The sequence below is a fragment of the Acinetobacter pittii ANC 4050 genome, from assembly GCF_000399685.1.
Classification (GTDB): domain Bacteria; phylum Pseudomonadota; class Gammaproteobacteria; order Pseudomonadales; family Moraxellaceae; genus Acinetobacter; species Acinetobacter pittii_E.
Map to the genome: position 1 here is coordinate 1,350,114 of NZ_KB976987.1, position 23,775 is coordinate 1,373,888.

Genomic DNA, 23,775 nt, shown 5'->3' on the forward strand with positions numbered 1-23,775 from the left:
TTATCGTTTAAAGCAAAAAAGCGAGATTGATCATCTCGCTTTTTTATATGTATAGGCTTTATTTAGGAGATGTGTTTCCTAAATTCGGATTTTCAATCGCTTCCTTACACTGCTGTTTATCACGCTCATAATCTGCCTGTTTTTGAGCAACCGAACTATTATTTTCAAGCGTTTCGCGCGCCCATACATCTAGACTCGTTAAAGCTTTACGGCAAAGCGCATATTTTCCTTCAGTGACCGAATCTGTCATTTTTACATTGATACGCCAGTCTGTACTTAATTGACGTAACGGTTTACGAACTTTGTCATCGATTTGGCTAAGCTGCTTTTCATAAACTAAATGCTCAACCGTATTAATTAATGTCCATGCTTTTTGAGCATAAACAGTTGCATCATTGGTTAGTTTCGGTGCTGGCTTAATTTCTACTTTTTTTTCTGCACCTTGATTACCATTATCACAGCCCTGCAATGTAAAAATACCTGCACACATCATGGCGATATAAACTAAACGAATCTTTGCCTTGAACATATCAAACTGCCGATTAAACATTTCGGCACTATGCTATTAAATTCGGCTACAATACTCAATCTTTCAAGTATTTTTATCATTTGGTTTATTGCCAAGGTGTATTGTGTCCGAACAACAATTGATGCCTGCCCAAACGGCAACTTTTTGGCAAGGCGCCAAAGATAGCCAAGCTATCGTACTCACCTATTTACCCGTTTCTTTTGCCTTTGGCGTTTCTGCCTCTCAATTCGGTTTTACACCATGGGAAGCTTTTTTTCTATCTTGCTCAATGTATGCTGGCGCTAGCCAATTTTTGGTTGTTGCACTTTTGGCTAGCGGTTCATCCATCTGGCTAACAGCATTAACAGTTATTGCCCTCGATATTCGCCATGTCCTTTATGGACCTGCTCTATACAACTTGATTCCCAATAAATTAAATCTTAAGAAAACGGCAGTGTGGGCTTGGGGCTTAACGGATGAAGTTTTTGCCAACGGAATGATCCAACTGTCTCAGCGTAAACAGCAATGGTCCGAGTCATGGATGCTGGGCTTAAGTCTATTTAGTTGGATGGCTTGGGCAACCGGTTCTTTGTTAGGCGGATTATTTGCCGATCAAGTCGCTCATCTTCCAAAGTTTTTACAAGCAGCTTTAGATTTCTTATTACCTGCTTTATTTTTAAGCTTTTTATTAGCAGCATTTGAGCGAAAGCATAGCCTTGTTGTTGCTGTATCGTTATTAGTTTCAGCCTTGGCCTGTTATTGGATTAACTTATCAGCGGCTATCTTTATTGGCATTCTTTCAGGCATTTTAGCTGGTCTGTTTAAACACTACGTACTGAAACAGCATGATGAGGTTGATGTTTAATATGAACCTAGAAATTATTCTGGTAGGCATTATTGTGGGTATTGCCAACTTTGCTTCACGTTTCGGGCCATTTTTTGTAATACAAAAATTACAGGGTTCGCAGCAAAGACGCGGCTTAGTCTGGATCAAAATTGCTTTAGGAAGTATTGGTATCTCTGCAATTAGCGCTATGCTTGTGGTTGCAACTCTTCCACCACTCCTTGAAACCCCAGATAAAAGCTTAGCGATGCTGATCGGTTTTTTGGTTTTAGCAGGTCTTTATTTTAAATTTAAGAAAATCGTACCAGCAACTTTAACTGCTGCAATTGTTTATGGCCTCATCTATACATATTTACCTTTATAAATAGATAAACTGATCTTCCTTATATAAAATAAAACCTAGCCAGAAGTATTTAAGATTGAAACTTCTGGCTTGAAAAATCTAATTTTTGAATTGATTAAAAAGATAACCTTAGCTACTTAATAGAGATAAAAATGTCACAAGTTAAAATTTATGCAAATGAACAAACCATTATGCAGTATCGAGAACTGCTTTCTCATGCAATCCATCAAGCACTTATTGAAGAATTGAAATATCCTGTTGAGAAAAGATTTCAACGTTTTATTAGTCTTAAACCAGGGAATTTCATTTACCCTTCTGACCGAAGCCAACATTATATTATTATTGAGCTTTCAATGTTTGCAGGGCGCAGTCCAGCGACTAAAAAGCAACTCATTCAAACCCTATTTCGCAATATTCAAGAACAATGCAAAATTGCACCTCAAGATATCGAAATCACTATTTTTGAAACACCTAAGGAAAATTGGGGCATCCGTGGTAAAAATGGAGATGAGTTGCTCTTAAACTATCAAGTGAATATCTAAAAAGTACATTTTTAATTGTCCGACAAAATTACTTTTTTTATGCGTTATAAGGCTTAACTCGACCATAAGTTCTGCTATGCTTAAAAAAATAATTTTGTCAGGATGATTCGCATGAGCGTGACACTCGGTACCCCACTTCAATCTTCTGCATTTAAAGTTTTATTGTTAGGTTCAGGAGAGCTTGGCAAAGAAGTTGTGATTTCCTTACAACGCCTTGGTGTGGAAGTACATGCAGCCGACCGTTATGATCATGCACCAGCCATGCAAGTTGCACATTACTCTTATGTGCTCAACATGGCCGATCCAACTGAGTTAAAACAGCTCATCGAAAAAATTAAACCGAATTTAATTGTGCCTGAAATTGAAGCAATTGCGACAGAAGTTTTACTTGAAATTGAAGCAAGCCAAACCGCAACTGTGATTCCTTCTGCTAAAGCTGTAAATCTCACCATGAACCGTGAAGGCATTCGTCGTCTTGCGGCTGAAGAGCTTGGTTTACCTACTTCTGCTTATCGTTTTGCTGACTCTCTAGAAAGTTTCCGTGCTGCTTGTGATGATATTGGTTATCCAAACTTTGTAAAACCAGTCATGTCATCTTCAGGGAAAGGTCAGTCTCGTGTGAAAAGCTTTGACGAAGTCGATGCTGCTTGGGAATATGCGATGCAAGGTGGTCGTGTTAACCAAGGTACGGTCATTATTGAATCTCAAATTGATTTTGACTTTGAAATTACACTCCTTACCGTTCGCGCTAAAAACCCTGAAACAGGTGAAATTGAAACTCACTACTGTGACCCAATTGGTCATCGCCAAGATGCAGGCGACTATGTAGAAAGCTGGCAACCTCAGCCCATGACTGCGACTGCACTTGAAGAAGCAAAACGTATTGCAAATAAAGTGACAACAGCACTGGGTGGTTGTGGTATTTTTGGTGTAGAGCTGTTTATTAAAGGCGATAAGGTCTGGTTCAGTGAAGTTTCACCTCGCCCACACGACACTGGTCTCGTAACGCTAGCATCGCAATTTCAAAGTGAATTTGAGTTACATGCACGTGCGATTTTAGGCTTACCTGTAAATACAGCACGCCATAGTGTAGCTGCAAGTGCAGTGATTTATGCAGGTGTAGATGCCAACAACTTAAGCTTTAGCGGTTTAAATACAGCCTTAGCCAATCCAGATACTGATCTACGATTGTTTGGCAAGCCAGAAGGTTTCAAACGCCGTCGTATGGGTGTCGCAACGGCACGTGCAGAAAACACCGATCTTGCTCGTACTTTAGCGAAAGAAACCGCTGATCAAGTAAGCGTAAAAACCAACTCTTAATATTTATTTATTGGTAGACCCATTTTCATGATCAATACATCGCCATTGTTGAACTATGTTACAAGCCATCATGATATTAAAGCCATTAATCAGTGGCGAACGGATGTAGAAAAGCAATTGCAAGATTCATATGAAAATGGGCAATCTATTCGGGATGTAATTAAAGCGCGCTCAGACCTCGTTGATGAAGCACTGATCTTTTTATGGAAACATGCCGAACTCGACCAGACTGGACTCGGCTTATTTGCGGTAGGTGGTTATGGGCGACGTGAAATGTTGCCCTATTCTGACGTTGATATCATGATTTTATCGGAACATGAAATTAACGAAGAAAATGAAAAACGCATCTCTATATTTATTTCTTCTTTGTGGGATGTGGGTAATTTCAAACCCGGTATTAGCGTTCGCACCATTCAAAGCTGTGTTGAACAAGCCGCGACCGATTTAACCGTTGCAACCACTTTAATTGAAGCGCGATTAATTACGGGTAATAGTCAGCTTGCGAAATGGCCTCGCCGTATTGTTTCGCAAACATGGACAGATAAAACATTTTATGACGCAAAAATGGCAGAGCAAGCCAAGCGTTATCACCAACACAATAATACTGAAAGTAATTTAGAACCTGACATTAAAAATGCACCGGGTGGTATCCGAGATATTAACCAGATTGGCTGGATTGCTAAACGCCACTTCCGAGTAAACCGTATTTATGACTTAGTGCATTTAGGTTTCATTTCAGAGTTTGAACTTGCAGTTTTAGAAGAAGCTGAAAGTTTTCTTTGGGAAATCCGTCACCATTTACACCGTTTAGCCAAACGTGATGAAAACCGTTTACTCTTTGACCACCAAAGAGAGATTGCCGCTAAATTTGGGTATGTGCGCCAAGAAGGTCAACCTGTAAATTACGGTGTTGAACAATTCATGAAACGCTACTACCGTACGGCGCAACAGGTTTCAACCCTCAATGAAATGCTACTGGCGTATTTTAGCGAATCGGTCATTACCCCTCGATTACCAAACTACGAACGCAAAATTGAAGAAGTTAATAATCATTTTAAAATTGTCGATAATAAACTTGCGGTACAACATCATAAAATATTCGCAGAGCATCCAAGCGCAATTTTAGAGCTGTTCTATATTTTAGCCAATCGACCAGATATTGAAGGCATTCGCGCTCGAACTTTGCGCTTACTCATTCTTGCTGCGAAACGGATTAACCAAAGTTATCGCGACAATCCGGAGCATCAAGCACTATTTATGTCGATTATTCGCTCACCGTATCGTCTATATGATACTTTGGTTGCGATGAAGCGTTATGGTGTTTTAGGAAACTACATCCCTGCTTTTGGCCAAATTATGGGTCTTATGCAATATGACCTATTCCATATCTATACAGTCGATGCTCACACATTATTATTACTTCGCAATTTAAACCGCTTTAGAGAACCCGAATTCGCTAAAGAATTCCCTGTGGTAAGTTCTGTTTTCCAACGTCTTGCCCGTCAAGATATTGTGTTTATCGCTGCTTTATTCCATGATATTGCAAAAGGTCGCGGTGGTGACCATAGTGAACTTGGTGCAGAAGATGCTATTGAGTTTGGACGTGCACATGGCTTTACAGAGCGTGAATGTAAATTAATTGCATGGCTTATTCAAAACCATTTACTCATGTCTTTAACAGCTCAGAAAAAAGATATTTCCGATCCGGATGTTGTTAAAGATTTCGCTGAAAAACTTGGTGATATGGAGCATCTCGATTATCTATACACCTTAACAGTTGCCGATATTAATGCGACAAACCCAAAACTTTGGAATACATGGCGCGCCTCTCTTATGCGTCAACTTTATACGCATGCTCGTGATGTAATCCGTACCGGTTTAGGTCGTCCTGTTGATTATCAAATGCTGATTGAAGATACCAAATTTGCAGCAAGTGAATTACTGGTAAATAACTTCTCATTGGCAGATGTCGAAAAAGTATGGCAAGAACTTGGTGATGAATACTTCATTAAAGAATCGGCAGATGAAATTGCATGGCACACACAAGCCATTTTAAAACACGGCGATAATCCTGAGCCATTAGTCCTCTTGCGTGCTCACCGTAAAGCAGCTCAAGATGCAGTACAAATCTTTATTTATACACGCGATCAACCTAACCTGTTTGCCACCACTGTTGCTGTTTTAGACCGAATGAACTTAGACGTTCAAGACGCAAAAATTATCACCGCAAGTACAGCTTTTAGCTTAGACACCTATGTTGTACTTGATCGTTTCGGTACGTTACTTACTGACCCAGAACGTGAAGAAACGGTTAAAAATGCATTAGTGAAGGCACTTAGCCAACCAGATCAATACCCAGGGCTCATGCAGCGCCGTATTCCACGTCAATTACGTCACTTTGATATTGAAAATACAGTCGATGTAACATTGAATGAAGCGTTACAGCAAAATATGGTCGAAATTTCAACACTCGATCACCCCGGCCTACTTGCACGCGTGGGTGGTTTATTTATGATGCAAGGTTTAGACATCCATTCAGCCCGAATCGCAACTTTAGGTGAACGTGCCGAAGATATTTTCTTTGTCACCAAAAAGGATGGAAAACCGCTGAATAACGAAGAGGTCAAACTCTTCTCGGAAAAACTGAAAGCTGCATTAGATGAAGCATCTAATCAAATTTGTCAGCACTGAAACTCAACTACTTGGTAACTGTTTAATGAACTCTAGCTTGTCGTTATTACACCCGTATCCATTTGAAAAGTTAAACCAACTTTTTAAGGATACTACTCCTGCTAACTTTCCCTTGATTCCTTTATCAATTGGCGAACCGAAGCATCCAGCACCAGAGTTTGTTAAACAGGCTATTATTAATAACTTTAACCATCTATCAACTTATCCAAACAGCAAAGGCTTACCTGAGCTTCGCCAAAGCATTGCAGATTGGTTAACCAAGCGCTTTAAACTTAACAGTATTAGTGCTGAAAACCACATTTTGCCTGTGTCTGGTACTCGTGAAGGTATTTTCTCTTTTGTACAGGCGTTAATTAATCGTGAAGATGCACCTTATGTGGTGATGCCAAACCCGTTTTATCAAATTTACGAAGGTGCCGCATTACTTGCTGGTGCAAAGCCCTACTTCATTAATTGCACTGAAGAAAATGGTTACTTAGGCGACTTTGATGCTGTACCAGCCGAAGTTTGGGAAAAGACAGCTCTTCTTTTTGTATGCACACCGGGCAACCCAACAGGTACGGTACTTTCTAAAGAACAATTCAAAAAGCTGATTGCCTTATCTGATCAATATAATTTTGTTATTGCTTCTGATGAATGCTATTCAGAACTTTGGTTCGACCAAGCACCTACTGGTCTATTAGAAGTTTGTGCTGAACTTGGTCGTGATGACTATAAGAACTGTATCGTTTTCCATTCACTGTCTAAACGCTCAAATTTACCGGGTCTACGCTCAGGTTTTGTAGCGGGTGATGCTGAACTATTAAAACCATATTTGCAATACCGTACCTATCACGGCGCGGCAATGCCTGTTCAACATCAGCTTGCATCAATTGCAGCATGGAATGATGAAAACCATGTTGAAGAAAACCGTAAGCAATATCGTGCAAAATTTGACTTATTTCAATCAGAGCTAGGTCATTTGCTTCCATTACAAAAGCCAGACGCTGGTTTTTATTACTGGTTAAAAGTCGATAATGATGAAACTTTTGCCAAAATGCTTATGGAAAAAGCACACATTAAAGTTTTACCGGGTCGTTATTTATCTCGTGATACCGAGCAAGGTAACCCAGGCGCCAACCATGTACGCATGGCTTTAGTGGCAGACTTAGCACAATGTGAAGAAGTGGTTAAACGCTTAAAAGCGATTCTGTAAGCGTCTTCTTACCAGTTGTACAGCCTTTTCTCAGGTCGTACAACTGGGTTATAACACTATTTATATGTAATCAAAAGTACAGCAAAAATAATAAAAGCGATACCAGAACAATAGTATAAACCTGTCGCAGAGCGCTTAATCTTGTTTAAAACTCGTCCCTGAGCAAGTAGTTTAACCAATAAGATATTCCAGATTAAAACCACTCCGACCATCCATGTACTCATGAGCAATTTTTGAAATAAGCTAAAATCCTTTTGAATAAGCAGCATTAAACTGCTGTAGAACATTATATTTTTAGGATTTAGAAGACTGGACTGCAAACCCAAAGCTAAGCTTTTAATCTTATTTTTATAACTGAACTCTTGTTTAACCAAAATATTTTCTTCAACCGTCATATTTACGTTAGCACCTTGGGCTGCTTTAAAACAAAGAAAACTCAGATAAGCTAAATATCCAGCCCCCATCCATTTAAGTACTAAAAGAATGGTTGTACTTAAATTGCCAAGCATCATAAATCCAAATAGACAAACCATTAAGATCAAGGTATTACCCAAGGTAACTCCTAAAACAACACCATAGGTATAACGGCGACCTTTTTGCAAAAGACTAGTAAGAATAAGAAAAAAATCTGGACCTGGAGATAACAATGCAAAAAAGTGGGTAAAGGCAATAACCAAAAAAACTTCCATAACGATTTCATCTTTAAAACTGTATGGAGTAGCTTAAAAATAGAGAAAATTAATTTCTTGTAAATTATTGCGCGGCTGCAAGTTGGAACTGACGAGGAGTGATTCCTGTATGCGCTTTGAAAGCTTTATGAAAATGGCTCTGATCACTAAAACCTAAATTTATAGCCAATTCTGCGAGTGAAATTCCTTGTTTCAACTGGGCTCTAGCTTGATTAATTTTTAAATTAATTTGAAATGCATGTGGTGTTAGGCCAACATTGGCTTTAAATAGACGAATGATTGCATATCGGCTCAGGCCTACCTGCTCAGCAAGCACTTCTAAAGAAATAAATTGCTCCGAAGATTTAATAATATTAATCAAGTCCAAGAAATCTTCATACAAATATTGAGTTTTCTGTATTTCTTCTAATATAAAATGAGGGAGTAATAATTGAGTAAGGCAATAAATCAGTGATTGTTCTTTTTCAATAATTAACTTTTGAGGGTCGAATAAAGTCTCATTCATAATAGAAAAAGCCTGATATAAAGACTCATTTTTTATAATAAGAGGTCTATGCTGGGGTAAATTTAAATCAAAGCCCTCTTTTTGAAACTCTGTAAACCATTGCTTAAGCCATGAGATATCCAAATGTAGCATCTGGTAGCTCCAAGCTTGATCTGGCAAAGGATTACATGAATGCTCAATATGTGCCGGTACAATAGCCAAAGTACCAGCACTAATCTTTTGGGACGTCCCAAATGAGCTTTGAAAAACGCTATTCCCCTCATCGATAGCCCCAATAGAAAAGGTTGGGTGGCTATGTGATTTATAACATGTTCGGCTAAAACAAGACCTTCGAGTTTCAACATACGGCATTCGCCCATCTTGCCAAAACTCAAAGGCTGGAGGAATAGCGTTCATTTAAACGATTAACTCGCCAATGCTTTTTCAATGTCAGCTTCTAAAGCTTCTGGTTTAGTCGTAGGTGCATAGCGATTTAGAACAGCACCATCTTTACCTACCAAAAATTTGGTGAAGTTCCACTTAATACTACTACTGCCTAAAATACCTTTAGCTTCACGTGTTAAATATCTGAAAATCACGTGGGCTTCCGGGCCTTTTACATCAACTTTAGCAAACATGGGAAATTTCACCCCATAGTTACGCTGACAAAAACTACCGATTTCTTTATTAGTTCCGGGATCTTGCCCACCAAACTGATTGCAGGGAAAACCTAAAATTTCTAATCCTTGATCTTTATATTTTTCATAAAGCTTTTCAAGACCAGCAAATTGTGGTGTAAAACCACATTTACTTGCAGTATTTACAATTAGTAAAACTTTACCTTTGTAATCAGCCAATTGCTTAACTTCACCCTCTAATAGCTCAGCTTCAAACTGATAAATATTACTCATGGATAGGTTTCCTCATCATTTTTTTCTTGTGTTTTCAGTTGTAATGATGCCGAGTTTACACAATAGCGCAAACCAGTCGGCTGTGGTCCATCTTCAAATACATGCCCTAAATGAGCCTCGCAATCATGACAAACTATTTCCGTTCTGACCATACCATGCGTTAAATCTTCATGTTCATCAATGACAGCACCATTGATCGGACGAAAGAAACTTGGCCAGCCGCACCCGCTGTCATATTTTGTATCTGATGAGAACAATTCTGCACCGCAGCAACGGCATACATATGTACCATGTTGCTTCGTATTCCAGTATTGCCCCGTAAATGCTGGTTCAGTGCCCTTTTGTCGCGTTATCCGATATTCTTCAGGTGATAACTCTCTTTGCCATTCTCGGTCTGTTTTATTAACTTTTCCCATGACCTGCACCTTTTATTCTGATGTAAACATAAATTGATAAACGTATTTTATATTTACGCCATTCATCAAAAAAACACTAGTCTCTGAACGTAAAAATTGTTGGAATTTAAACATCTAAGCTACAGAAAGCAAAAAGTAAGCAAAATATAAAAACAAAAGTAAGCAAATTTACATTTTATTTTCTTTCAAGGAAGCAAAGATGGTGCTATTCTTGTGTGGCACGGTTGTACAGGACAAAACATGTCTCAGAAAAAAAGTGTGCTTTTCCAGCAACTATTACCTGTTATCAAACAGTATCAACAATCGGGTTTTACCCACGAAAAAATTGTTGAACTATTGAGAGATCAACATGATCTGAATTTGGTAACAGTTAAAACATTTAAAAGTTATTTATACCGATATGCAAAAGTGAATCCAGCTATGTCTAAAAATACTGCTACTCTCCAATCCATGCCAACTTCTCGAGAAATTAAAAAATCATCGAAGCTTGAGCATGTTTGCTATGACATTCGCGGACCAGTATTGCGAGCCGCCAATGAAATGGAAGAGCAAGGACATAAAATTATTAAGCTGAATATCGGCAACCCTGCTCCATTTGGCTTTGAAGCACCACAAGAAATTATTAATGACGTTGCTTTAAACCTGCCAAATGCGATTGGTTATGTAGATTCAAAAGGTATCTTTCCAGCACGTAAAGCGATCTGCCAGTACTACCAGCAAAAAGGTATCTTAAATATGCACGTTAATGACGTGTATGTGGGTAACGGTGTGTCTGAGCTCATCGTCATGGCTATGCAAGGCCTATTAGATGACGGAGATGAAATGCTTATTCCAATGCCGGATTACCCGCTTTGGACAGCAGCCGTTAATCTTTCAGGTGGTACAGCAATTCACTACAAATGTGATGAAGAAAATAGCTGGTATCCGGATATTACTGATATTGAAAGTAAAATTACTCCGAGCACTCGTGGTATTGTCATTATTAACCCGAATAACCCGACGGGTTCGGTATACCCACGTCATATTCTTGAACAGATTGTAGCGCTTGCGAAAAAATACGATCTAATTTTATTTGCTGATGAAATTTACGACAAAATTATTTATGACGGTATTGAACATGTTTCAGTAGCATCATTAGCGGGCGACCAGCTTTGTGTATCTTTTAACGGCCTATCAAAAGCTTATCGTATTGCAGGCTTCCGCTCAGGTTGGATGGCAATCACTGGCGATAAAAGCCGTGCTGCCGACTATATCGAAGGATTAGACATGTTGGCATCAATGCGCCTATGTGCAAACGTTCAAGCTCAATATGCAATCCAAACTGCCCTAGGCGGTTATCAATCTATTAATGACTTGATCCGTCCCGGTGGTCGTTTATACGAACAACGCAATATCGCTTGGGAAATGCTTAATGAGATTCCTGGGGTGAGCTGTGTAAAACCAGATGGAGCAATGTACTGTTTCCCACGCCTCGATCCAAACATCTACCCAATCGAAGATGATGAAAAACTAATGCTTGATTTGCTGCGCGCAGAAAAAGTTTTATTGGTTCAAGGTACGGGCTTTAACTGGCCAACACCCGATCATTTCCGTGTGGTTTTCCTACCTGCCGAAAATGAATTACGTGAAGCAATTACACGACTAGGCCGTTTCTTAGCCAACCGTCGTTAAAAAAATGCATAATAAAAAAGGCATCTTAAACTAGGTGCCTTTTTTATTATTTTGGTTTATTCATTTTTGCAAAAGAAGAATCATAAATCTTTACCACACCTTACCCTCCAAAAATAAAATATTGAAGTTAAAATATTTTTATAAAACTATTCATTTTTTAAGTATAAAAATTAGTGCACGTTTTTAGTCATATATTTTTTACCATACGTTCAAAATTACTTATATTCTGTTAACTTAGCCAATTTTTATTATGCAAAAAATGCATGGTTCAATATATTTTTGCATTTCACTCTGCTTCAAAATCGAGCAACAATCCCTCTCCATAACAACATCGCCATATTCGATTCGGTTAAAACAGATACAGATCTAGGAAGATAAAATCGTTAAAACGACCGGACTGAACTAACAAGGAAAGCTTTCAATTATCCGAATCCCATCAAAGGATGATTGAATCAAATGGATAGAGGTTCATATGAAGCAAAAGAAATTGCTCAAGTATATTGTTATTGCTATTTTACTTGGCGTACTAACAGGTTGGATTTGTCACCACTTCTTCAATGAAGGTGAACAACTCAAACAGATCGCTTCTTATTTCAACATTGGTACAGACATCTTTTTGCGTCTTATCAAAATGATTATTGCTCCATTGGTATTTGCCACAATTGTTTCGGGCATTGTCTCAATGGGAAAATCAACATCAATCGGCAGTATTACCGTTAAGTCGATGACTTGGTTCATTACCGCTTCGTTTGTATCGCTTGCGATCGGCATGGGCTTAGCAAACTTTTTCCAACCTGGTGCGGCTCTAGATTTAGCATTACCAACAGCTCAGCAATTGAGTGGCGCTTCTCTTCCAACAACGAGTGGTTTTACCCTGCAATCATTCATCAGCCATGTGTTCCCTCGCAGCATTGCAGAAGCAATGGCAAATAATGATATTTTACAGGTCCTTGTTTTCTCTATTTTCTTTGGTTCAGCTCTCGCTTTTGTAAATCAAGGCAAAGAAAAAGATTCAGTGATTATTCGTTTGACTGATGAACTAAGCAAGATCATGTTCCGCATTACCGATTACGTCATGATGTTTGCACCTGTAGCAGTATTTGCAGCAATCGCTTCAGCAATTACAGTACAAGGTTTAGGCTTGATTGTTGATTATGGCATCTTAATCGCAGAGTTCTACTTCGGTCTTTTATTACTGTGGATCATCTTATTCTCTGTCGGTGCAATCGTACTTAAAAAAGATATCTTTCGCTTAGGCAAATTAATTCGTGAACCTGTAACGCTCGCTTTTGCTACAGCTTCAAGCGAATCAGCCTACCCTAAAGTAATGGATGCACTAAATAAGTTTGGTGTGCCTAAGAAAGTAACGAGCTTCGTATTACCTTTAGGCTATTCCTTTAACCTAGATGGTTCAATGATGTACACCACGTTTGCAGTACTCTTTATTGCTCAAGCGTACAACATTGATCTTAGCTTTACTCAACAAATCTTAATTTTGTTAACTCTCATGGTAACAAGTAAAGGTATTGCAGGTGTTTCACGAGCTTCAATTGTCGTTATTTCAGCAACACTCACCATGTTCCATTTGCCTGAAGCTGGCATCCTTTTATTGCTCGGTATCGACCAGTTCCTTGATATGGGCCGTACTGCAACAAATGTAGTAGGTAACAGTATTGCCACCGCAGTTGTTGCTAAGCTTGAAGGCGACAAAGTGACCGACACTGAAGAATTACCAGAACCTGTATTAATTAAATCAACTCAAGAACAAACGATCGCTTAAGTTTCTCTTTTCTCCCACTCTCCCAACTTAAGAGCAATTTTATATGACCTTATAAAATTGCTCTTTTTTTATTCTAAAGTTAAGTATTAGAAATACGCACATATTTTTATATTAAATAATGATTTTAAGGTGCTATTAAATTTTCTTGAATTAAACCTTAAAAAGAGAATAAAAATTGCGCAAACAAAATTGATATTATTGAAAATAAATATTAAATGATTAATTTTTAATTCATTTTATTCGCGCTTAATTATATTAATTTAATAAAATTAATATTTAGTTCATTTCTAAAAATTATAAAAAATAGTTAAATTAAATTATAAAAATAAAAATCAATAATATAAATACACTGAATGGTAAATTAAAGTTCTATCTCTCCTATTATTTTTTTATTTTATAAAGATAAAAAAAACATTTGTTTTACTTATATTAAAAAATAAACAAATCGAGATAAATTAGAAAAACTTAATAGATTTTTTATTTTATTCATGTTATTTATTAACGCTAAATAAAAGCAATGACTAAGCTATTGTTGATGAAACAAAATGCTATTCAGGGATGCTTCTTATTCAAACAAGTTATGAATATGTTTTACATGGTATGTATTTTGCTTAGGAAAAGCAGACTTATTCAACAAACTTTTACTTCGTCACTTCATAAGGATATTTTCGATGTTGACTAAAACTGTTAAATCTTTAGGTTTAGCGATGGGCTTATTAGCCTGCTCTCTCCCACTTTATGCAAAAAATAATGTTGTTGTTGTTGCAACTGGCGGTACTATCGCTGGTGCTGGCGCAAGCTCGGCAAACAGTGCAACTTATACTGCTGCAAAGGTTCCTGTTGATACGCTAATCAACGCAGTTCCACAAATCAAAGATTTAGCAAATGTAACTGGTATTCAGGCATTACAAATCGCTTCTGAGAGTATTACTGATAAGGAATTATTAGAAATTGCTCGTCAAGTTAATGAACTTGTTAAAAAGCCATCTGTTAATGGTGTCGTGATTACACACGGTACAGATACTTTAGAAGAGACAGCATTTTTCTTAAATTTGGTTGTTCATACTGATAAACCAATTGTACTTGTTGGTTCAATGCGTCCTTCAACTGCTCTTTCAGCAGATGGTCCACTTAACCTTTATAGTGCAGTTGCTTTGGCAGCTTCCGATGACGCAAAAAATAAGGGCGTTATGGTTCTCATGAACGACTCTATTTTTGCTGCACGTGATGTGACTAAAGGCATTAACATCCACACAAATGCTTTTGTTAGCCAATGGGGTGCTTTAGGTACATTAGTTGAAGGCAAGCCGTACTGGTTCAGACAATCTGTAAAACGTCACACCAATGCTTCAGAATTTAATATTGAAAATATTAAAGGCGATGCACTTCCAACTGTACAGATCGTTTATGGTTCGGACTCTATGCTTCCAGATGCATATGAAGCATATGCAAAAGCTGGTGCTAAAGCGATTATTAACGCTGGTACGGGTAACGGCTCTGTACCAAAATATATCGTACCAACCTTACAAAATCTTCACGACAAAAACGGTATCCAAATTATCCGTTCTTCACGTGTTGCACAAGGTTTTGTATTACGTGATGCAGAACAACCTGACTCTAAATATGGTTGGGTAGCAGCACATGATTTAAACCCACAAAAAGCACGTCTTCTTGCAGCCTTAGCTCTTACTAAGACGAATGATACGAAAGAAATTCAACGCATGTTCTGGCAGTACTAAGCTTTTCAACCAGTCCAAACATAAGGTTTGGACTGGTCCTATTTAATAAAAATAAGCTCTTTTATATTAAATCTGTACAATAGATGTTCAAATCATTCTTCTTAAATAATAAAATCCTTAACAGTTTGCCAAAATATTAAGCATTTCGTTTTAACTTTGCGTGCTAAACTATGCTGCAGTCGTATTAAGGATTGGTTTATGCAGTTTGTTCATCTCGGTATTTATACAGAATTTTCGATTACAGAGTCGATAGTTCGCATACCTGACTTGGTCAACGCTGCGGTTAAAGACCAAATGCCTGCGCTGGCATTAACCGACCTTTCAAACCTGCATGCAGCGGTAAAATTTTATAATTCTTGTTTAAAAAAAGGGATTAAACCGCTTTTAGGTAGCACAATCCGCCTTGATGATGCACAACATCGTGCAACTTTACTTGCAATGAGTAATGTAGGCTGGAAAAGTCTGACCGAAATCGTTTCACGCGGTTTTATTGAAGGTCAACAACTCAGTATTCCATGTGTAAAAAAAGAATGGGTACTTGAACAGCATCAAGATATTATCGTTTTACTTGGCCAGCATAGTGATGTGGGTCAGATGCTTTGTTCATCTAACCCTCAAAAAGCAGCTCCTCTTTTAGAAGCATGGATCGAAAAATTTGGTAATCGTGTTTATCTTGCTTTAACACGTACTGACCGTCCTGGTGAAGAAGATTTTATTCAAGAAGCCGCTAAACTTGCTGCCCAATATAATGTGGGTGTAGTTGCGCATAATGATGTGCACTTTGTAGAAAAAGAAGATTTTGAGGCACACGAAGCTCGTGTTTGTATTGCTGATGGCTATGTATTAGCAGATGATCGTCGTCCACGTTTATATAGCCCTGAACAGCACTTTAAAACATCCGATGAAATGATCGAATTGTTTTCTGATATCCCAAGTGCTATCGAAAACACCTATAACATTGCAAAACGCTGTAATGTTAGCCTACAACTTGGCACCTACTTTTTACCTGATTATCCAATTCCAGATGGTTTTACCATCGACACTTACTTTGAACATTTGTCAAAAGTAGGTTTAGAAGAACGCTTAGATTATCTTTACCCTGTCGAAAAACGTGGCGAAGACTGGCCAGAAATTCGTAAGCCTTATGATGAACGAATTGATTATGAAGTCGGCATTATCCTGAAAATGGGATTCCCGGGTTACTTTCTTATCGTCATGGACTTCATTCAATGGGCAAAAAATAATGGCGTTCCTGTGGGTCCAGGCCGTGGTTCAGGTGCGGGTTCTCTTGTTGCATATAGTTTAAAAATTACCGATCTTGATCCTCTTCGTTACGATCTACTTTTCGAACGTTTCTTAAACCCAGAACGTGTTTCGATGCCCGACTTTGATGTCGACTTCTGTATTGCTGGACGTGACCGTGTTATTGATTATGTTTCACGCACTTATGGACGTGAAGCCGTTTCACAAATTGCAACTTTCGGTACGATGGCAGCAAAAGGTGCTATTCGTGACGTTGCCCGTGTATTAGGTAAATCTTACGGTTTAGCTGACCGTATCTCAAAAATGGTGCCTACCAAACCACTCGGTGTAGACTTAGCCACTGCTATTGAGATGGAACCTCAGCTTAAAGATATTGTTACCAATCCATCTAATCCAGATAATGACGATGCCAGTGAAATCTGGGAAATGGCATTAAAACTAGAAGGTATTACCCGAAATACCGGTAAACATGCTGGTGGTGTTGTCATTGCACCGGGTAAGATTACCGATTTCTCGGCTGTACTTTGTGATGAAGACGGAACCAGCCGTGTTGCTCAATACGATAAAGACGATGTAGAGGCAGCCGGTCTCGTTAAGTTCGACTTCTTGGGTTTACGTAACTTAACCGTTATTGAAGACGCAATTCAAAATATCAATAAAAACCGCGATAGTAATGATCCACTCATTATTTCGCATGTTCCACTTGATGATGCTAAAGCATATTCTGTCTTTGCCGATGCAAATACAACCGCGGTATTCCAGTTTGAATCCGTCGGCATGAAACGAATGCTTAAAGAAGCACGTCCAAGTAAATTTGAAGAGATTATTGCGTTCGTATCATTGTACCGTCCTGGTCCAATGGATCTTATTCCTGACTTTATTCACCGTATGCATGGTGGGGATTTTGAATATCTTCACCCTCTTCTTGAAGGTGTATTAGAACCAACTTACGGGATTATGGTTTACCAAGAACAGGTTATGCAGACGGCACAGATTTGTGCGGGTTATACACTCGGTGGCGCTGACTTACTACGTCGTGCAATGGGTAAAAAGAAACCTGAGGAGATGGTTAAGCAGCGTCAAATTTTCTTAGCAGGTGCTGCTGAAAAAGGGATTGACGAAAGTACAGCCAACCATATCTTTGACTATATGGAGAAGTTCGCAGGCTATGGTTTTAACAAATCTCACGCTGCTGCTTATGCCCTTGTTGCCTACCATACTGCATGGTTAAAAGCTCATTATCCTGCTGAGTTTATGGCAGCGGTAATGTCATCGGAAATGCAGAACACCGACAGTGTTGTATTTTTAATTGATGACTGCCGAAATAATGGCCTAGAAGTTTTACCACCATCCGTTAATATGTCGACCTATCATTTCCATGCGAGCGATGATAAAACGATTGTATATGGTCTAGGTGCGATTAAAGGGGTTGGCGAGCAAGCGATGCAGTCTGTGATTGACTCTCGTCGACAGTTTGGCCCTTATACAGATCTATTTGATTTTTGCCATCGTATTGATCTGAAAAAAATTAATAAGCGTACTTTAGAGGCATTAATCCGTGCAGGCGCACTCGATTGCTTAGGAATCGAACGTGCAAGCTTGATGGCTCAATTGCCTGAAGCTGTGCAAGCTGCCGAACAAGCACGTAGTAACCGTGAAAGCGGTATTATGGATTTGTTTGGTGAAGTTGAAGAAGTTCAACGTAAACCAGCTAAACCGGTAAAACCGTGGAGTGATGAAGTTCGTCTAAAAGGCGAAAAGGATACGCTTGGGTTATATTTAACGGGCCATCCAATTGATGTTTACCGACAAGAACTTAAAGCTTTTATTCCTGTAAAACTTAATGAAATTACGGCTACACGTCGTGGTGTTACAACAGTTTATGCAGGACTAGTGATTGACGTTGCAAACTTTCCAAACCGTGTAGTTATCGTACTAGATGACGGTACCGCTCGTATTGAAGTAAGTTGCAATCATGAACGTTTCCAACGTTTTAAAGATATTATCCAAGTTGAGCGCGTTGTCGTCTTTGAAGGCGAAATTTATGAAAGAGAAGGCTTTGATCGCCCAATGGGACGTTTGAACAAAGCCTTTACTTTAAATGAAATACGACAAAAACGTGCCAATAGCATTCAGATCAAATTAGCAGAAGAGTTTATGCAAGCTACTTTGGCAAAAGATCTGCAAAATATCATCTTGCCATTTTGCAATGTAGATATGCATCAACATATCACCTTACAACTTCTGATAGATCAACCTTATGCTCAAGCAGAGCTTCAACTTGGTCCGCAATGGAAAGTCGCTCCTCTAGATGAATTACTTGCTAAACTCAGAGATTATTTTGGTAAAGATAATATTTACATTGAATATCAAGTAAAGTCGAAAGCAGCTAAAGCAGCAGAACCTGTCCGTCCGCAAACTGTTGCCTCTCCTCCTTCAGGCATGTCCATGGACGATGCATTGGATTTATACCAAAGCGAAGTTTCTCAATATTCGTAATTTCTGGAAATCTTATGAGTTCGTTTGATCACACTACTGTGTCAAAACAGTTAGCACAAGTGCGTATTGTCATGGTAAATACCACTTTGCCTGCTAATATTGGCAGCGCTTTACGTGCCATGAAAACAATGGGACTAATTAAATTAGTTCTGGTTGCTCCAAAAACATACCCGCATCCAGATATACAAGCGCTCGCTGCTGGTGCTCAAGATTTATTTGAACATCTTGAGATTGTAGATACTTTAGAAGATGCCATTAAAGATTGCCATTTAGTGTTTGGGACAAGTGCACGTAGCCGCACCATTCCTTGGCCTCTACTTGATGTACGACCTGCAGCTAAAGAAGCCATTAAAGCCACCGCTCAAGGACAACAAATTGCGATTGTTTTTGGCCGTGAAGATCGTGGTTTAACAAACGAAGAATTAGCACTGGCCAATTATCATTTAACCATTCCTGTAAATCCGGACTATGGCGTATTAAATGTTGCGCAAGCAATTCAAGTCGTATGTTACGAACTTCGCATGTCTGCTCTAGAACAACAAAACGTGGACCAAGATGCAGAAGAAATGCCATTAGTTCAAGGTCAAAGCATGCAATGGGATGAACCATTGGTGACTCAGCAACAAATGGAAGAGTTTTATCCTCATCTAGAAAAAATGTTGACTGAAATTGAATTTTTAGATCCAGACAATCCACGTTTATTACCTTTACGCTTGCGTCGTTTATTTGGTCGTATACAATTAGATCGTATGGAATATCATTTACTTCGCGGTATTTTTAGTCGTGTACAAGCCCTAACAAGTGGTAAAAGGAAAAAAGCATTATCTGACAAGGAGGATCAACCCAATGCTTAAACAGCTTAAAGAAGATATAAAGGCTGTATTTGCGCGAGATCCTGCTGCACGCAATACACTCGAAGTTCTTACCACCTACCCTGGCATTCATGCAATTATGATGCATCGTGTCGCGCATGAATTATGGCAAAAAGATTGTAAAGGTGCGGCTCGCCTACTTTCTTCATTTAGCCGTTTTGCAACAGGTATTGAAATTCATCCAGGCGCTAAAATTGGTAAGCGTTTTTTTATCGATCATGGCATGGGTGTTGTGATTGGTGAAACTGCTGAAATTGGCGACGATGTAACGCTTTATCATGGAGTAACCTTAGGCGGTACAACATGGAAGACCGGCAAACGTCACCCAACTTTAGAAGATGGCGTGGTGGTTGGTGCGGGTGCGAAAATCTTAGGCCCATTTACGGTGGGTAAAGGTGCAAAAGTCGGTTCAAATGCCGTTGTGACTAAAGCCGTTCCTGCCGGTGTGACTGCTGTAGGCAACCCTGCTCGCTATATTTATAAAGATGCAGACAAAACTAAAGATAAAGATGAAGAACGTCGTCGTGATTATGCACAAAGTATTGGTTTCGCCCCATATGCGACCACAGCTGCTGATCAGTCAGACCCTATTTTAGACGGTATGCGAGTTTTACTTGATCGTATTCAGCACAATGAAACACGTATGAATAATTTATGTCAGCGTTTATCAGAGCTAGACCCTAGTTTTAAAAAAGAAAGTCAGGATCAGCAACCTTTTAGCGATGAAGAGTTAAAAATTCTTGAAGAAGTTCGTCGTGAATGCGGTGCTCAAACCAAGACATCAAAAACGTAATATTCTTGATTCATAATGTAACACGCTTACCCTTGCATGTCGGTTTAGCTTTTCCTAGACTTACCTGTACCAAATCTGACTTTACTAAAATGAACGGAAGATCCTATGAATTTTAAGCCTTTGGCATATATACTCCTTGCGACCTCAAGTTTAACCGCTTGTACAATGGCACCTGTAAAACAACAAAAAATTGAGCCTTTTGTTTTCAAGGAACCAGAGCTTACTCCTCCTTTTTATGCACTAAATCCTTTTAACTATGATCAGCCACCGGCATTTGAAGTTGCATTAAAAGATGCTGCTGCACAGCCTGTAACGAAAATGGTAGTTAATCGTCAAGATGATCCGACCAAACAGCTTACTCTCGATGTTAACAAACTCATTGTTCCGACTGTAAATAATTCACAACGCTCAATGAAATATGCAGTTTTAGCGGGTGAGAATGAAATTGACGTAACGTCTATTGATGACTTCTTACAGTTAGTAGAAGGTAAAGCACGTCACTACCCACCTCGCTTTACTGACCGCCAAGAACGTAAAGGCTTTGAAAGTAAGCTTAAAGAAGTAACACAGCAACTTGATACACTTGCTGCAAATGAAAATGCATCATTTGATATTCTACTTCGTGCTTTTAAAGCAAGTGTTCTTGCACGTAACCTTGATTTAGGTACCGTTCATACCACTAAATCTTTAGAATATGCTCAAAGACTTTTAAAAATTAATCCAGATGATGCGGAAACAAATTTCTGGTTTGGTTTTGGTTTATCTGAAGGTGGCGGCCAGCGTGAAGCCATTCCATATTTAGACAAAGCCATTAAAGGTAATGTCCAAGAAGCATATCTAGCTGCAGCCAATAACTATATTGCGATGGAGCAAAAGAAAAACGCGATTCAGACACTGAAGAATTATAAAGTTAAATATCCAGATGAAGCTGAAGTTGCTGATCGTTTAATTCAAGAAATTGAAAAACAAGGTCGTTGGAATGTATGGCAAGTTTTGACTAACCCAGCTATGTCTCCTGCTACTCCTACTCAAACACCTAAAAAGTAAGTTTAATAATTTAAAAAGGGCTGTTTTGACAGCCCTTTTTTATATTTGATCATTTGAAAATTACTTTAAAATTTGTATGATCTACCTACCATTGAGCCACTATATTTTGACCCTAATGTTTTCAATAAAAAGAAACAAAACACTGCTGACGGTCATGCTACTCGGTTCAATTCTGAGTGGATGTCAGGTCGTAAATGTTAAACAGCAAGCTTTAAATGTAACGATTGCAAATGAACGTAATAGTATTCTTACGCAAGATAAACTCAGCGAAGCAAGCCTGAATGTTTTATCTATGTCGGGTCAGGAAGCTAAAGTTTGTACAGACACCCCTGAAACCTGTGTAAATCAACTCAAAAACCTTCCTCAAATTTTAGATGAACAGTTCTTATCGGCTGCAAGTGAGATGTATCTCGCAAAAGCAATGACTTTATCAGATAGCTCTGACTGCAAAGTAAGTAGATTTACCAAACATAAATCTGAAGAAGAACAAAAGAGTATCCAGAATAGTTATGATAACTGCTTAGACCAGCAATTGAATTTATTAGATAAAAGTATTCGTTATAGCTACGCGTATCTCTTTTCAACAAAACGTCAGCCTAATGACCGTATTTTTGATAATAGACAGGTTCAAATTCGCGATTTCTATAATCAAGCAATTGCCAAAATGGTCAGTGTTTATGATTTAAGACACCCCAAGAAAAATGTGGTTGAACCACAAATTCACATTGGTAAAAGTGTTTACTCAATTGACTTTGAGTTTCATAGACAGTTAACAGGTCAAAAATTAGAAAAATTAATTTCAAGTTATAACTTAAATTTTTCAGGTTTAAGAACTATTAACCGCCGTGATGGCTTTGGATCTGAATTTGTGGCTGTTTTCCCGAGTTCAGGAAGCGAAGATATTAATGAATATATTTTAGATCCCCTTAAATACAATTATAAAAATGGTGTGAATCCAAATATTCATCATGCACGCTACTTAGCTGCAACGATTGTAGCTGAGCCAAAACACGCAAATACTGTTGAAGAAATTATTAATAATCCTGAATTCATAATCCGAGTTTATGACCCATATCGGACAGATAATATTAAGGTAGCTGGTAAACAATATCCTCTAGCTGCTAACTTTTCAGCGCCTTATGGTCTATGGTTAGCCGAAAACAACCTAGGAGTCGCAGCCTATTTAAGTCTGATTGACCGCGATCAGCATTTAACTATGCCGCACCTCTACATGCTTGAACCATACAATCCAAATAAGAAAATTATTGTATTAGTACATGGTTTGGCAAGTAGCCCCGAAGCTTGGATTGCGCTCACCAATGATGTTATGGGCGATACGGTATTAAGAGACAATTATCAAGTTTGGCAAGTTTTCTATTCAACTAACATGCCAATTTTGGAAAGCCGTTTCCAAATTTATGCACTACTCAAACAAGCTTTTAGTTCGCTAAACCCAAGCGACCCTGCCGCCCATGATGCTGTTCTTGTAGGTCATAGCATGGGAGGCATTATTAGCCGTTTACTGGTGAGTGATGGAGATATTACTAAACCAGCCTTAGAGCTAATGACGATCCGCCAGCAAAATCGCTTTAAAAAACATCCAATGATTACTGAACGATTGCAAATGCATTCAATCAATAATTTTGATCGCGCAATTTTCTTAGCTTCCCCTCATCGAGGTACAGATTATGCAGATCGTTGGTTTACCTTGGCAGCGCGTAAAATTATTCGTTTACCAGGCGCATTTTTGTCAGCTGTGGCAACCTCACTAACAACCGAAAATTTAGATGTTAAAGATTTCTTGAGTAATATTGACAATGGTTTGATTCAAAATGGACCAAGTGATTTAAGTCATCAATCTAAATTTATGGAACTCACAAAAGATATTAATCCACACCAAGGCTTAGTTTTCCATTCAATTATGGGAAATATAACCAAGAGCGATGATCCAAATGTAATTACCGATGGTATCGTTCCTTATAAAAGTGCTCACTTAGACGGAGCAAAGTCAGAAAAAGTTCTTCCTGGTGGTCATTCAATCCAGCTTACACCACAAGCTGTATTAGAACTGCGTCGTATTTTACGAGAACATTTAGTTGAACATGGTTTATATAAACCATAAAAAGAAAAAGAGCCAAAGGATAACCTTTGGCTCTTTCATTTTAGTA

19 protein-coding genes are annotated in these 23,775 nt (G+C 38.6%); 14 read left to right on the forward strand and 5 right to left on the reverse strand.

Annotation, left to right across the window (positions count from 1 at the left end; translation table 11 throughout):
* Positions 1-58: 58 nt before the first annotated feature.
* Positions 59-529, reverse strand: a complete 471-nt coding sequence (locus F931_RS10140) for a hypothetical protein (protein ID WP_025470320.1) — start codon at positions 527-529, stop codon at positions 59-61.
* 121 nt (positions 530-650) lie between these two features.
* Between F931_RS10140 and F931_RS10145 the strand changes: the two genes are divergently transcribed.
* The 6 genes from F931_RS10145 (at position 651) to dapC (ending at position 7,443) form a co-directional block, all read left to right on the forward strand.
* The gene (locus F931_RS10145) at positions 651-1,373 is read left to right on the forward strand and encodes an AzlC family ABC transporter permease (protein ID WP_080649473.1); all 723 of its coding nucleotides are present in this window, start codon (positions 651-653) and stop codon (positions 1,371-1,373) included.
* A gap of 1 nt (position 1,374) precedes the next feature.
* Positions 1,375-1,716, forward strand: a complete 342-nt coding sequence (gene ygaH, locus F931_RS10150) for an L-valine transporter subunit YgaH (protein WP_016141276.1) — start codon at positions 1,375-1,377, stop codon at positions 1,714-1,716.
* A 131-nt stretch (positions 1,717-1,847) separates the two neighbouring features.
* Complete coding sequence (locus F931_RS10155) at positions 1,848-2,237, forward strand: tautomerase family protein (protein ID WP_016141277.1); 390 nt, start codon at positions 1,848-1,850, stop codon at positions 2,235-2,237.
* Between the two features lie 102 nt (positions 2,238-2,339).
* Positions 2,340-3,557 carry a formate-dependent phosphoribosylglycinamide formyltransferase gene (gene purT / locus F931_RS10160; protein ID WP_080649474.1) on the forward strand — a complete coding sequence of 406 codons (1,218 nt, stop codon included), beginning with the start codon at positions 2,340-2,342 and terminating at the stop codon, positions 3,555-3,557.
* A 27-nt stretch (positions 3,558-3,584) separates the two neighbouring features.
* Complete coding sequence (gene glnD, locus F931_RS10165; RefSeq protein ID WP_016141279.1) at positions 3,585-6,248, forward strand: [protein-PII] uridylyltransferase; 2,664 nt, start codon at positions 3,585-3,587, stop codon at positions 6,246-6,248.
* Positions 6,249-6,273: 25 nt separating this feature from the next.
* Positions 6,274-7,443 (forward strand): succinyldiaminopimelate transaminase, encoded by a 1,170-nt coding sequence (dapC, locus tag F931_RS10170; protein ID WP_025470321.1) that lies wholly within the window; start codon positions 6,274-6,276, stop codon positions 7,441-7,443.
* 56 nt (positions 7,444-7,499) lie between these two features.
* On the opposite strand, the gene F931_RS10175 is transcribed toward dapC, so the two are convergent.
* The 4 genes from F931_RS10175 to msrB form a co-directional block, all read right to left on the reverse strand.
* Positions 7,500-8,132: a LysE family translocator gene (locus F931_RS10175; protein WP_016141281.1), complete on the reverse strand. Its 633-nt coding sequence runs from the start codon at positions 8,130-8,132 to the stop codon at positions 7,500-7,502.
* 64 nt (positions 8,133-8,196) lie between these two features.
* The gene (locus F931_RS10180; protein ID WP_016141282.1) at positions 8,197-9,033 is read right to left on the reverse strand and encodes an AraC family transcriptional regulator; all 837 of its coding nucleotides are present in this window, start codon (positions 9,031-9,033) and stop codon (positions 8,197-8,199) included.
* Between the two features lie 8 nt (positions 9,034-9,041).
* Positions 9,042-9,527: a glutathione peroxidase gene (gene gpo / locus F931_RS10185; RefSeq protein ID WP_016141283.1), complete on the reverse strand. Its 486-nt coding sequence runs from the start codon at positions 9,525-9,527 to the stop codon at positions 9,042-9,044.
* Complete coding sequence (gene msrB / locus F931_RS10190; RefSeq protein ID WP_016141284.1) at positions 9,524-9,943, reverse strand: peptide-methionine (R)-S-oxide reductase MsrB; 420 nt, start codon at positions 9,941-9,943, stop codon at positions 9,524-9,526. The genes gpo and msrB overlap by 4 nt, the downstream gene beginning before the upstream one ends.
* Before the next feature lie 240 nt (positions 9,944-10,183).
* On the opposite strand from msrB, the gene F931_RS10195 reads away from it, so the two are divergent.
* The 8 genes from F931_RS10195 to F931_RS10230 all read left to right on the forward strand — a co-directional run bounded on the left by F931_RS10195 (position 10,184) and on the right by F931_RS10230 (position 23,729).
* Entirely contained in the window at positions 10,184-11,614 is a 1,431-nt protein-coding gene (locus tag F931_RS10195) for a pyridoxal phosphate-dependent aminotransferase (protein WP_016141285.1), read from the forward strand.
* Positions 11,615-12,086: 472 nt separating this feature from the next.
* The gene (locus F931_RS10200) at positions 12,087-13,394 is read left to right on the forward strand and encodes a dicarboxylate/amino acid:cation symporter (RefSeq protein WP_016141286.1); all 1,308 of its coding nucleotides are present in this window, start codon (positions 12,087-12,089) and stop codon (positions 13,392-13,394) included.
* A 671-nt stretch (positions 13,395-14,065) separates the two neighbouring features.
* Positions 14,066-15,133 (forward strand): type II asparaginase, encoded by a 1,068-nt coding sequence (gene aspQ, locus F931_RS10205; protein WP_014206524.1) that lies wholly within the window; start codon positions 14,066-14,068, stop codon positions 15,131-15,133.
* 198 nt (positions 15,134-15,331) lie between these two features.
* Positions 15,332-18,895: a DNA polymerase III subunit alpha gene (dnaE, locus tag F931_RS10210; RefSeq protein WP_016141287.1), complete on the forward strand. Its 3,564-nt coding sequence runs from the start codon at positions 15,332-15,334 to the stop codon at positions 18,893-18,895.
* A gap of 14 nt (positions 18,896-18,909) precedes the next feature.
* The gene (trmJ, locus tag F931_RS10215; protein WP_016141288.1) at positions 18,910-19,749 is read left to right on the forward strand and encodes an RNA methyltransferase; all 840 of its coding nucleotides are present in this window, start codon (positions 18,910-18,912) and stop codon (positions 19,747-19,749) included.
* Entirely contained in the window at positions 19,742-20,560 is an 819-nt protein-coding gene (gene cysE / locus F931_RS10220) for a serine O-acetyltransferase (RefSeq protein WP_016141289.1), read from the forward strand. Before trmJ ends, cysE begins: the two co-directional genes overlap by 8 nt.
* A 105-nt stretch (positions 20,561-20,665) precedes the next feature.
* Entirely contained in the window at positions 20,666-21,607 is a 942-nt protein-coding gene (locus F931_RS10225) for an ABUW_2363 family tetratricopeptide repeat lipoprotein (protein ID WP_016141290.1), read from the forward strand.
* Between the two features lie 115 nt (positions 21,608-21,722).
* On the forward strand, positions 21,723-23,729 hold the full coding sequence (locus tag F931_RS10230) for an esterase/lipase family protein (RefSeq protein ID WP_031945514.1): 2,007 nt from the start codon (positions 21,723-21,725) through the stop codon (positions 23,727-23,729).
* Positions 23,730-23,775: the final 46 nt, after the last annotated feature.